Below are 12,253 nucleotides of genomic sequence, written 5' to 3'. Positions count from 1 at the left end.
CACCACAGAACAAATACCGATTGGTGTATTTATCCGATGTATGATTGGACACATGGTGAAAGCGACTATATAGAACAAGTATCCCATTCTTTTTGTACGTTGGAATTTGCGATGCACCGTGAATTATATAATTGGTTTTTAGATCAAGTATATGATGAAAACAAAATAAAGCCTAAACAACGAGAATTTGCTAGAAGGAACCTAAGCCATACCGTAGTCAGTAAAAGAAAACTGGCTCAACTAGTTGAAAAAGGCGTCGTGAAATCTTGGGACGATCCTAGAATGCCTACAATTTCCGGTTTAAGAAGAAGAGGGTACACTCCAGAAGCTATCCGCAATTTTACAGACGCCATCGGTATTGCCAAAAGGGATAATTTAATTGATGTTTCTTTATTGGAATTTCAAGTCCGTGACCATTTAAATAAAGTAGCTCCAAGGGTTATGGGTGTTTTAGACCCTTTGAAAGTAGTCATTACTAATTATCCTGAGGGCGAAGTAGAGTGGTTAGATGCGGAGAATAATCCTGAAGATGAAAGTGCCGGTTCTAGAAAAGTTCCTTTTTCAAGAGAATTTTATATTGAAAAAGAAGACTTTAGAGAAGAAGCAAACAAAAAATTCTTTAGGCTAAAACTAGGAAAAGAAGTTCGTTTAAAAAACGCATACATTATAAAGGCTGAATCATGCACAAAAGATACTGATGGGAATATTATAGAAGTACAATGTATCTATGATCCTAAAAGTAAAAGTGGTAGTGGTACTGAGGAAAGCTTACGTAAGGTAAAAGGTACATTACATTGGGTATCCATAAAACATGCCGTAGAGGCAGAGGTTCGTTTATACGATCGTTTGTTTACAGATGAAAGTCCGGATACACATAAGGATAAAGATTTTATGGAATTTGTAAATCCTGATTCTTTAAAAATAATTACAGCTTATGTGGAACCGCATTTAAAAGAGGCAAAAATTGGCGACCGTGTACAATTTCAAAGAATGGGCTATTTTTGTGTTGATCCAGATACCACTGCCGGTAAATTGGTTTTTAACAGAACAGTAGGTTTAAGAGATTCTTGGGCTAAAATAGCTCAAAAATAAAATCATAATTTTTTTCAATAGCATAAAAAATATCAATTGGTATTTTTTATGCTTTTTTTATTGTTTTAAGACAACCTCAATGCTTTTAAATAATCAGCTATACAAATCTGTAGGTTGATGGTAAAAATGCTTTTAAAGCACCTTATATTGCGTTTCAGTATTGCCTCGAACTTTAATTATCTAAAGTGCACTTACCATTTATATTAAAGTATAAGTATCTGCATATATTACCTTTCTTTTCTTGATCATATTGTTTTTAGAGAATTACCTTTCATCGATCCATTAGGTAAAATGCCTTTTTTTCGTATGGAATGTTATTTCAACTCGTCTTAGTTAAAGTAACAATACATGCTATGAAAAAAATTGCAACCATCTTACTACTTTTTATAGGTACTACACTTTTTGCACAAGAAATTAAAATAGACGCTTTAGAGTTCTCAGGTTTAAAAAGAACAAAAGAGTCTTTATTAAGAAGATTGATTAAAACGAAAGAACAAACTATATATGATGTCTCCTTAGTAAATGCAGATGTTGAAAGATTAAAAAGATTACCGGGTATTGCCAGTGCTACCTACGCCATTGAAAATAGAGCCAATAAAAATATTCTTATATATAATGTTGTAGAAAACTTTACTATTATACCAGGTTTAAGGATAGCTACCGCAAACGACGGTAGTTTTTCATATAGAGTATCTGTATTTGAATTTAATCTGTTTGGAAATAATCAATTATTAGGTGGGTTTTATGAGAAGAATATTTTCAACTCCTATGGTGCATTTTGGGAACATCCATTTTTATTTAGTGACAAATTAGGCATAGGAATCAATTACCAGGATTTAACTACACAAGAACCCGTTTTTTATGATCAAGGTGACAAAAACTATCGTTTTAATTCTAAAAATGCAGAAGCTAAGCTATTATTTTCCTTCAATTTTAAGAACGAAGCAGAATTAGGCGCCGCTTTTGTTCAAGAATCCTATTTATTTGAAGGTGAAAATCCGTTGCCGGATACACCGCTTTCATTAGAAGCAAACAAATTTATCTATAAAGGTGTTTACCGTTTTGTAGATCTAGATATTGATTATCAATATTTTGATGGTGTTGTTAGTGAATTTACAGCACAACATATTCAATTTTTAAATGGAGATGCTCCTGCAGAAACATTTCTAAATTCGTTCTCGTCATTTAGAAATGATTTTACGTATTACAAAAAGATCCAAGATAAAGGCAACTGGGCAAGTAGATTGCGTTTGGCAGCGGCATTCGGCAACGATGATTCTCCGTTCGCGCCCTTTACATTAGACAATCAATTAAACATAAGGGGAGTAGGTACCACAGTGGATCGCGGTACGGCGTCAATTGTATTGAATACAGAATACAGGCATACTTTATATGAAAAAGGCTGGTTTGTTGTTCAGGGAAATGCTTTTATTGATGCTGGATCATGGAGAAATCCCGGTGAAGAGTTCTCGCAATTATTTGATGGTTCTTCCACCAAACTATATCCGGGTGTTGGTTTTAGGTTTATCCACAAAAAAATATTCAATGCGGTATTTAGATTGGATTATGGCGTAGGAATTGGTAACGATGCTACCAATGGTATAGTTTTTGGTATAGGGCAATATTTCTAGGTAAACCTAAAAGAAAAAAGCCGCTAAAATTTTAATTGTAGCGGCCCTGATATTATGTAATTGGTAATTTAGGAATTATTTGAATTACCTCTTTTTTTATTCACAATCCCCTTTTTGGCATTCTGCTCTTTCATTGCTTCACCAATTTGGTTAGAAGCCGTAAATGATGCAATCATATTGTTCAACATATCACTACCGGCCTGTGGTGAATTTGGTAACAAGATAAGGTTGGAATTCGTTTCTTCACCTATAGACTGTAACGTATCATAGTGTTGGGTAACAACAATAAGCGCTGAAGCCTCTTGAGAGTTGATACCTACATTATTTAATACGTCTACAGATTCTTCTAAACCACGGGCAATTTCTCTACGTTGATCGGCAATACCTTGCCCTTGTAAACGTTTGCTTTCTGCCTCTGCCTTAGCTTTTTCCACAATTAAAATACGAGCGGCATCACCTTCAAATTGTGCAGCGGTTTTTTGACGTTCAGAAGCATTAATACGGTTCATGGCTTCCTTTACCTGTGCATCTGGATCAATATCCGTAACCAAGGTCTTAATAATATCAAAACCATAATCCAACATTGCATCCTGTAACTCTGATTTTACGGCAATTGCTATATCATCTTTCTTTACAAAAACATCATCCAATTTCATTTTTGGAACCTCTGCCCTAACCACATCAAATACATAAGAAGTAATCTGCTCATGCGGATATTCTAACTTGTAATAAGCATCATATACTTTCTCCTTGATAACCACATATTGTACAGATACTTTCAATTTTACAAATACATCATCTAAGGTTTTGGTTTCTATAATAACATCTAACTGCTGAATTTTTAAACCTATTCTGGCGGCTATACGTTGTACGAAGGGAATTTTAAACTGAATACCAGATTGCCTAACACTAGTAAATTTCCCAAAGGTTTCTATTAAAACAGCGGTTTGTTGTTTTACGATAAATACACCCGATAGAATAGTGAAAATCACTAAAAACGCAATCGGAATCCAAATAAATGAGCCCATATTTTTTTATTTTATAGTTAATAATGGAAGATACTAAAAGCCTTCAAACTATAAGTAGCATAAGTTGCACATTTGTTACAAAATCATGGTTTTAAAAACATAAATTGTAATATTACTTTGAGAAAAGTAAACCTTTTTCAATTTACTAGACAGATTAAATACCGCTCTTAACACCTTATTGCAGAAAATTAGTGATACTTAAATACTAGCTATATGTTACTATCTATACAGCCTAAACTCCCCATGCGAAATAAAACCGTTACTAAAAATTACTATATAGATGTTCTAGGTTTTAAAGAAGTGGGAGATAAGGATTACAACGAATATCTAATGGTAGAAAAAGACCATATTGAAATCCATTTTTTTCTGTTTGAAACTATTAATCCGAAAGAAAACTATGGGCAGGTTTACATACGTACCCAAGATATTGAAAATATATACCAATCGTTCTTAAAAAACAACGTTGCTATACATCCCAACGGTAAATTAGCCGAAAAACCTTGGAAACAAAAGGAATTCTCCCTTTTAGACCCCGATAATAATCTACTAACATTTGGGCAATCTTTACATAAAATTTAGAGTATATAAAAATAAAAAGGCCGCTTTAAAGAGCGGCCTTTTTCCATATATTTTAAACAATCAACTAAAGATCAAAACGATCTAAGTTCATTACTTTGGTCCAAGTTCTACCAAAGTCACGCACAAATTTTTCTTTAGCATCTTCAGTACCATAAACTTCTGCTAAGGCCCGAAGCTCAGAATTAGATCCAAATATTAAATCTGCTCTAGTACCTGTCCATTTTACGTTGCCTGTTTTACGGTCACTACCTTCAAAAACAGTATCATCATCAGAAGATGCCTTCCATGTAATACCCATATCTAGCAAATTGATAAAGAAATCATTGGTCAACAAACCAGGTTTATCAGTAAAAACACCATTATTAGAACTGTCATAATTAGCACCTAATACACGAAGCCCTCCTATTAAAACTGTCATCTCTGGAGCAGTAAGCGTTAAAAGGTTAGCTCTATCTATCAGTAATTCTTCCGCTTGAACGGATAATTTTTGCTTCGTATAATTTCTAAATCCATCCGCAATAGGTTCTAAAGCATCAAAAGATTCAATTTCCGTATCCTCCTGTGTAGCGTCGGTTCTACCTGCGTTGAAAGCAACCTTAGTTTCAAAACCTGCCAATTTAGCCGCATTTTCTACAGCAGCGGTACCTGCCAACACTACTAAGTCTGCAAAAGACACTTTTTTGTTACCGGATTGCCCGTCATTAAACTCTTTTTGAATTCTTTCTAACGTAGAAGTTACCTTTGCCAATTGCTGAGGGTTGTTTACTTCCCAACCTTTTTGCGGAGCCAAACGAACACGGCCACCATTAGCTCCGCCACGTTTATCTGACCCTCTAAAGGTAGAGGCAGATGCCCAAGCCGTTGAAACCAATTCTGCAGTTGAAAGTCCCGAAGACAAAATTGTATTTTTTAGACTTTCAATATCTTGATCATCAATAAGTTCAAAGTCAACAGCAGGAACAGGGTCTTGCCAAATTAATTGTTCACTTGGTACTTCAGGTCCTAAATAACGTTCTTTAGGTCCCATATCCCTATGTGTTAATTTATACCAAGCTTTAGCATAGGCATCTTTAAATTCATCAGGGTTTTCTAAAAAGTTTCTTGAAATTTTTTCGTAATCCGGATCTAAGCGCAAAGACATATCAGTTACCAACATAAAAGGTTGGTGGGTTTTTCCCGGTATATGCGCATCGGGCATTTCACCTGCACCGGCATCGCCTACAGGCTTATATTGCCATGCGCCGGCGGGACTCTTTGTTAATTCCCATTCAAAACCAAATAAGTTTTCAAAGAAGTAGTGGCTCCACTTTGTAGGTGTTTGTGACCATGCACCTTCTATACCACTGGTAATTGTATCTGCACCAGAACCTGAACCATAACTATTGCTCCAGCCCAAACCTTGAGCGGTAATATCAGCTGCTGCAGGCTCTGAGCCTACATATTTCTCCGGGTCTGCCGCACCATGCGTTTTACCAAAGGTATGACCACCCGCGATCAAAGCTACGGTTTCATAGTCGTTCATTGCCATTCTTTTGAACGTTTGCCTAATGTAGTGGGCAGCCTCTAATGGATCAGGATTGGCATTATGCCCTTCCGGATTAACATATATTAACCCCATATGTGCGGCACCAAGCGGATTTTCCAATTCATTACCTTCTTCATCATATCGTTGTTTGTTACCTAACCATTCGGTTTCAGAACCCCAATAAATATCCTCTTCCGGCTGCCAAATATCTTCACGCCCACCAGCAAAACCGTACATAGGCAATCCCATACTCTCATGGGCAACATTACCTGTAAGAATCATTAAATCTGCCCAAGAAATTTTCTTTCCATATTTTTGTTTTATAGGCCATAACAATAAACGAGCCTTGTCTAAATTGGCATTATCCGGCCAGCTGTTCAATGGTGCAAAACGTTGATTACCTGAACTTGCACCACCTCTACCATCAGATATACGGTAGGTACCCGCACTATGCCAAGCCATACGGATGAAAAACGGACCATAATGGCCATAATCTGCAGGCCACCAATCTTGACTAGTTGTCATTAATTCCGTTAAGTCTTTTTTTATAGCGGCAAGATCAAGGGATTTAAACTCTTCTGCATAGTTAAAATCGTCATCCATTGGATCTGCCATTTTAGAATGTAATCTTAGAATATTAAGATTCAACATATTAGGCCACCAGTCCTTGTTTGTTGTTCCACCACCAGCTGCTTGATGCATTTCACCGTTTAAAAATGGACAATTTGCTGCAGCTGGATCATTTACGTCCCAGGCTTCACCATTACCGTTAGTACTACTCATGATATTATGTTTTAAAGTTTGTTTAAATTCAGTACAGTAAAACTATCAACACTTTTTCTATTGTTTTATAGTTTTTAATAGATAAAACCTATTGCGATATTAAGAAATAGCAAATGTGGATCGGTAAAAATATCTATAGACCTAAATATACATAATATTAAAACTTCATGATAATTAAGAATTCTTAAAATAAACGTTACGATTATTATAATTTAAACCGAATAAAATTTGTTTTGGCCATAATTCATCAACCATTGCGAAGTATAAAAACACTAAGTTTCTTTTAACAGAATTACCCTGATAATAAAAAGCAAATCTAACTATATTGCAGAGCTATAGGTTTATTATATGACTAAGGGCACTGCAAGAAAAAGACAAGCTAAACTGCTTCGTAATTTTAGAAAAGCACATAGAATCACGGGTGCAGCACTTTTTATTTTCTTTTTCGTTATCTCTATTACAGGATTACTTTTAGGGTGGAAAAAACATAGTGGAGATCTTATATTATCTAAATCCTACGCAGGAGTATCCACCAATTTAAAACACTGGTTGCCTATAGACAGTTTACACACTATAGCAAACACCTATTTGTTAGATTCTATTTCTTCCGAGCTTTCTACCGAAATTGACCGTATTGATATTAGGAAAAACAAAGGAATGGTAAAGTTTGTTTACACTGACCACATATGGAGCCTTCAAATAGATGGTACCACAGGAAAGGTATTACATGTAGAACGAAGATATTCAGATGTAATAGAAAAAATACATGACGGTTCATTTTTAGATGAATTACTAGGCACGTCCAACAAACAAATTAAAGTATTCTACACCTCTTTTATGGGTCTTGCACTATTGCTTTTTACCATTACAGGATTTTGGTTATGGTATGGACCCAAACGTATGAAAAGAAATAAAGTATCTACTTAAAAATTAGGTTTAGCTTTGATCTCTGAACAATTCATATAATTATGGCCGATCAAAGAGAAAAAAAGACCGCTGAAAAACCTAACATACATCCAAGAAATAAACATACCGGTCGTTACGATCTAAAGCGTTTAAAGCAAGAGCATATAGCATTAAAACCGTTTGTTTTTAAAAACAAATACGGAAGTTTAACCATTAATTTTTTTGACCCAAAAGCCGTGAAAGCTTTAAATAAAGCTATTTTACTGTGTGACTATAACTTGGAATATTGGGATATACCAGATGGTTTTTTGTGTCCGCCAATTCCTGGAAGAGCAGATTATATTCATCATATTGCAGATATATTAGCAAAAAATAACGAAGGTAAATTTGTAAAAGGGGATAAAATTACTTGTTTGGATATTGGAGTGGGAGCCAATTGTGTTTATCCTATAATTGGAGAACATTCTTATGGTTGGTCTTTTATTGTATCTGACATTGACAAAAAAGCCATTGAAGTGGCCGAAAATATTGTTAAGATGAATTCTAATCTAAACGGTAAGGTGAAATTTAGACATCAACCAAAACCTGAGCATATTTTTTCTGGTATTATAAACACCAATGAGAAAGTAGATTTTACTATTTGTAACCCACCTTTTCATGCAACAAAAGCCGAGGCTGAGGCAGGAACACTACGTAAACTCAGTAATCTAAAGAAAAAAAGGGTAAAAAAAGCCGAATTGAACTTTAGTGGGCAAGGAGGTGAGCTGTGGACCGATGGTGGAGAAAAGCGTTTTGTGCTGAATATGATAAATGAGAGTGCACAATTTTCACAAAATTCCGCTTGGTTTTCTACATTGGTATCCAAACAGTCTAATTTAGGCGTATTTTATGATAGATTGGAAAAAGTTGGTGTTACCCAACACATAACTACACCAATGGGTCAAGGAAATAAAATGAGCAGAATAATAGCCTGGACATTTCTATCTGCCCCGGAAATGAAAATTTGGGCAAACGATAGATGGATAGGCGAAAAAAAACCGAAAAACACCTTTATAAATCTAATAAAAGAAGAGATTTAAGAAACTTTGATAATAAAACGACCCGAAGGGTCGAAAATTTTTTGAAAATTCGGTAAAAAAGCTAAAATGACTGGAAAAAGAGATCTTAAAATACTATTGAGGACTTTAAAACCTTCTTTAAACGAAGGTAACTATGTATTTATATCTTTAAAAGATATTCAGCATATTTCCAGAGAGGATATTTTATTTGAATTTAAGGAAAGGGAAGGAACTACTGTTATCCTCAAAAAGAACAAAGCCGATGAATTAAGTTTGACATACGAATTTATAGCTTCATGGATTACACTTACCGTTCATTCCGCTCTAGATGCAGTTGGTTTAACAGCGGCGGTTTCAACAGCTTTGACAAAACATGATATCAGCTGTAATGTAGTAGCCGCATATTATCACGACCACATTTTTGTAGCTAAAAAAGATACCGAAAAAGCTATGGATATATTGAGGGAATTTTCAAATGCGTAGACCGCATTATAGCTATTCTAAAAAAACCGTATTTGAATACTGGTTACCATTTAGACCTACACTAAAATTTATAAATTCTTTATTTATCCTAACTTATTTAAGGCTGTCTTTATTCTGGAAATACTTTCCTCTTTACCTATCATTGCCATGATATCGAAAATATGAGGTCCTTTCATATCGCCCACCAAGAAAAGACGTAATGGTGGCATTACTTTTCCAAATGATAACTCTTTCTCGCCAATCCAAGCTTTTACTACGGTTTCAGAATTTTCCGAAGAAAAATCATCAATTGGTTCTAGTACTGAAATAAGATCTGTCATAATAGAAGCGGTATCTTCTTTCCATTGCTTTTTGGCAGCCTTTGCATTATATTCCTTAGGAGCTACAAAAAAGTAATCACTTAGACTCCAAAAATCTGATACAAATACGGCCCGCTCTTTTATTAGTGAAACTACTTTGGTTACATATTCCAAACTAATATCATTCCCATTAGAAACATGCTCCTTTACAATAGGTAAAAATGATTCAGCTAATTGGTTATCAGATGTTTCTTGAAGATAATGTTGGTTGTACCATTTGGTTTTTTCCGGATCAAAACGTGCTCCAGATTTATTTACCCTATCCAAACTGAACGTATTCACCAATTCATCTAAAGAAAATAATTCTTGCTCAGTACCCGGATTCCATCCTAACAATGCCAAAAAATTTATAACCGCCTCAGGAAAATATCCTGATTCTTTATACCCAACAGATTCTTTCCATGACAGAGGAAATACCGGAAAGCCCATTTTTTCACCATCACGCTTACTAAGTTTCCCTTTACCTACGGGTTTCATTATTAAAGGCAAATGGGCAAATTCTGGGGAATTCCATCCAAAAGCGTCATACAACTGTTTGTGCAAAGCCATAGAAGGCAACCATTCTTCACCACGTATAACATGTGAGATTTCCATTAAATGATCATCTACAATATTGGCCAAATGATAGGTTGGCATTCCATCACTTTTAAACAGTACCTTATCGTCTAAAACATTGGTATCAATTTTAATTGATCCACGAATTAAATCATTCAATTGCAATATTTCATCTGGTGGAGTAAGAAAGCGAACAACATAATCATCTCCATTTTCTATACGGCTCTTAACCACTTCTGGCAAAAGTGATAATGAATTATCCAATTTTAATCTATTATGCCAATTATAGATAAATGTTTTTCCGTTTTGTTCATGCTCTTTTCTGTGCGCATCTAAACTTTCCGCAGTATCAAAAGCATAATATGCATGACCACTTTCAATTAAATCCTCAGCGTATTTTTTATATAAGGATTTACGTTCGCTCTGTCTATATGGTCCAAAACCGCCATCTTTGCCAACACCCTCGTCAAAAGGAATTTTGCACCAGTTCAATGCATCTATAATATACTGCTCGGCACCTTCAACATATCTATTTTGATCGGTATCTTCAATTCTAAGAATAAAATCGCCGCCATGTTTTTTAGCAAACAAGTAATTAAATAGGGCAGTGCGTACACCACCAATATGCAATGGTCCTGTAGGACTGGGAGCAAAACGAACACGTACTTTCTTTGTCATTTGGCAAAGGTATAAAAAACACCATTAGCCATATATCTACAGCTGTTTATTTTAATTTATCAAAATGAAATTACTCACGTATTCACGTTACAACTCTAATATTCAAAAACATAGTACAGATTTAGGGAAAAATAAAATATATAATTCTTAAAAACTAAGTAAAAACCCTAGTTAAGAGGGAAAAAACAAATCGATTTATAAAATTGAAAATGCACATACGAATTCAATTTGCTCCTCGTTATTTAAAAACCTTAATCAACGAAAAATGAAATATTATTTAAACTTTTTTTATATATTTTTAATTCTAATAGTCACAGGATGTAGCTCAGATTCTACCGACGATTCTATGCCTGAAGTAGATAACACACCCGATGAAATTACACTATCTTCTTTTGAAATTGAGTTTGAAGACATCTCTCAAACCAGTGCTAAAATTATGTGGACAAAAGTCACGGCATCTAATAATAATGCCGTGAGCTACAGTTTGTTTCTAGATGATGAATTACAGGCTGAAAATCTTAGCGAATTAGAATATAACATTGAGGAACTAGATATAAATACTACTTATGCCGTAAAAGTGGTTGCCACCGCTGATGATGCAAAAGACAGTATAAATACATCTGAGTTTCATACTTTGGGTACACCACCATCTGCTTTTCCTATTACTTATGAATTGATTGCTTGTGACGTGGTTCGTATTAAATGGCAAACACCTACAGTTGAAGATGGTTCTGACTATTATTACAAAATTTTTATAAACGGTGAATACCATGAGACCTACGGTTCTAAAACAACCGAAACCACAAGTTTTACAATGGTAGTTACTGAAGGAGAGGAGCACACAATTAAAGTTATAGCCATTAGTTACAGCGGCGCAGAAACAGAAGAAGAAATAACATTTTTTAGAGAGCCTTGTCCTTTACCAACAGATTTTGAAGTCTCTATATCTGATATTACGGCAACATCAGCTACCATAAGTTGGACACCTTCTACTTCTGCAGATGGTAATACGGTATTGTACTTGTTAACTATTAACGGTGTTGATTATCCTACTGAAAACCACTTTAGATATGGAACCACCAAATATATAACCGATCTTGAAAGAAATACCAACTATGAAGTCGTAGTTACTGCAAGAGCACAAAATACTTATAAGACAAAAGAATCTACGGCATCTTTCACTACTACTAACGATTACCCGGTTCACCCAGATATCACTATTACCGAAGCGAAACTAATTACACCAGATAGCCAATATTTTCCTGGACAATTAAACATAACTTTCTCTGAAGAATTGGCAAATTTTGAAATAAACAAATGGGTTGCTGTAGATTATGAAATAGGCAATTATAGTACCTATGCTTCTTCAGTTTCAAGTAGTGTTCTAAGTGAAGAAAACTACAACTCATTGGCAGCGGATAAGACAGGTTATATCCTTATAGAAGTTGACGGAGTAGTATATCAATTAAATTACGAGGTTACTTTAGAAACAAATTAAAAAAGGAGTAAAAATTAAAATCAATAAAGGGTGAATTCTGTATATAATTTACAGGGTTCACCCTTTCCTTTCTTCTAT

At 34.8% G+C, this 12,253-nt stretch carries 10 protein-coding genes; 7 read left to right on the top strand and 3 right to left on the bottom strand.

The features are described from left to right. Both glnS and QZ657_RS07490 read left to right on the top strand, forming a co-directional pair. A partial coding sequence (glnS, locus tag QZ657_RS07495) for a glutamine--tRNA ligase (RefSeq protein ID WP_291965967.1) occupies positions 1–1,092 on the top strand: 1,092 nt, incomplete at its 5' end. 353 nt (positions 1,093–1,445) lie between these two features. Beyond that, the gene (locus tag QZ657_RS07490) at positions 1,446–2,723 is read left to right on the top strand and encodes a POTRA domain-containing protein (RefSeq protein ID WP_291965965.1); all 1,278 of its coding nucleotides are present in this window, start codon (positions 1,446–1,448) and stop codon (positions 2,721–2,723) included. Between the two features lie 68 nt (positions 2,724–2,791). Here the strand turns inward: QZ657_RS07490 and QZ657_RS07485 are convergent, their stop codons facing one another. Continuing rightward, a complete protein-coding gene (locus tag QZ657_RS07485; RefSeq protein WP_291965963.1) occupies positions 2,792–3,751 on the bottom strand; it encodes an SPFH domain-containing protein in 960 nt (319 codons plus the stop codon). Positions 3,752–3,964: 213 nt separating this feature from the next. On the opposite strand from QZ657_RS07485, the gene QZ657_RS07480 reads away from it, so the two are divergent. Continuing rightward, complete coding sequence (locus QZ657_RS07480; protein ID WP_276470574.1) at positions 3,965–4,330, top strand: bleomycin resistance protein; 366 nt, start codon at positions 3,965–3,967, stop codon at positions 4,328–4,330. 64 nt (positions 4,331–4,394) lie between these two features. Here the strand turns inward: QZ657_RS07480 and katG are convergent, their stop codons facing one another. Then, a complete protein-coding gene (gene katG / locus QZ657_RS07475) occupies positions 4,395–6,638 on the bottom strand; it encodes a catalase/peroxidase HPI (protein ID WP_291959768.1) in 2,244 nt (747 codons plus the stop codon). Positions 6,639–6,986: 348 nt separating this feature from the next. Here katG and QZ657_RS07470 point away from each other — a divergent pair, with 348 nt between their 5' ends. From QZ657_RS07470 to QZ657_RS07460, 3 genes are all read left to right on the top strand, one after another. Continuing rightward, entirely contained in the window at positions 6,987–7,565 is a 579-nt protein-coding gene (locus QZ657_RS07470) for a PepSY-associated TM helix domain-containing protein (RefSeq protein ID WP_291965962.1), read from the top strand. A 41-nt stretch (positions 7,566–7,606) separates the two neighbouring features. Beyond that, positions 7,607–8,623, top strand: coding sequence for a 23S rRNA (adenine(1618)-N(6))-methyltransferase RlmF (gene rlmF / locus QZ657_RS07465; protein WP_291965961.1), 1,017 nt, complete (start codon positions 7,607–7,609; stop codon positions 8,621–8,623). Positions 8,624–8,689: 66 nt separating this feature from the next. Beyond that, complete coding sequence (locus tag QZ657_RS07460; protein WP_291965960.1) at positions 8,690–9,085, top strand: ACT domain-containing protein; 396 nt, start codon at positions 8,690–8,692, stop codon at positions 9,083–9,085. Between the two features lie 83 nt (positions 9,086–9,168). On the opposite strand, the gene gltX is transcribed toward QZ657_RS07460, so the two are convergent. After that, positions 9,169–10,677 (bottom strand): glutamate--tRNA ligase, encoded by a 1,509-nt coding sequence (gene gltX / locus QZ657_RS07455; protein ID WP_291965959.1) that lies wholly within the window; start codon positions 10,675–10,677, stop codon positions 9,169–9,171. A gap of 265 nt (positions 10,678–10,942) precedes the next feature. Between gltX and QZ657_RS07450 the strand changes: the two genes are divergently transcribed. Further along, on the top strand, positions 10,943–12,175 hold the full coding sequence (locus QZ657_RS07450) for a fibronectin type III domain-containing protein (protein WP_291959758.1): 1,233 nt from the start codon (positions 10,943–10,945) through the stop codon (positions 12,173–12,175). Positions 12,176–12,253: the final 78 nt, after the last annotated feature.

The sequence above is a fragment of the Maribacter sp. genome (assembly GCA_020629415.1).
Classification (GTDB): Bacteria; Bacteroidota; Bacteroidia; order Flavobacteriales; family Flavobacteriaceae; genus Maribacter; species Maribacter huludaoensis.
The sequence above is the reverse complement of the archived record's forward strand: the minus strand, read 5'-3'. Positions and strand labels throughout refer to the sequence as shown.